At 46.0% G+C, this 729-nt stretch carries 1 protein-coding gene; it reads left to right on the plus strand.

From position 1 onward, the window contains the following. On the plus strand, positions 1-729 hold a 729-nt coding region (locus tag ACS8FD_RS20310; RefSeq protein ID WP_439277194.1), incomplete at both ends, for a Lon-like protease helical domain-containing protein.

Below are 729 nucleotides of genomic sequence, written 5' to 3' on the forward strand. Positions count from 1 at the left end.
TGCTGATATCCTGCCTACTGACACCCGTACTGCGCCCGATTTGGACATTGGTTTTGGTCAAAAACGGGCGCTCAAAGCCTTGCACACTGCGCTGGATATAAAAGCCAGTGGCTATCACGTCTTTGCCGCTGGCGAAAATGGGCTTGGTAAACGTACCATTATCAGCCGTTTCTTACAGCATATCGCTATGGATGCACCCACACCAGACGACTGGGTCTACGTGCACAATTTTACTGACCCTCGTACCCCTCTAGCGATACGGTTGCCTGCTGGACAAGCGGTATTACTACAACAGCAAATTAGCGACTTATGGACACAGGCAAAAAAACGTCTCAGTCAACGTTTTCGTAGTGACCAATATCAAAGTAAGATCGAGGCGATAAAAAACGACACGCACCAAAAGGAGAGTCTTGCTTACGACGCCCTAAATGCTGAAGGTAAACAATACGACTTGGCGTTGACGTTTCGCGCAGTTGATAATAAAGCGATGTTTGTGCATCCAAGCCAATTGCCTATAGAGGAAAATGATAAAACGACATCTACTACCTCTAAATCCACATCCACCGAGACGACTGAGCCAAGAAATACTGCCACACAAAGTGATTATGAGTCTGAGCTGCATGGCTTTACACAAAAAAATCACATGCAAAAGCGTCTTAGCCAGCTCACTATCGCTTTAGAAAAGCTAGAAGATGAAGCGAATGACGCAATAGAAGCGTTACATCGTAG

This window comes from Psychrobacter sp. 1U2, from assembly GCF_051847575.1.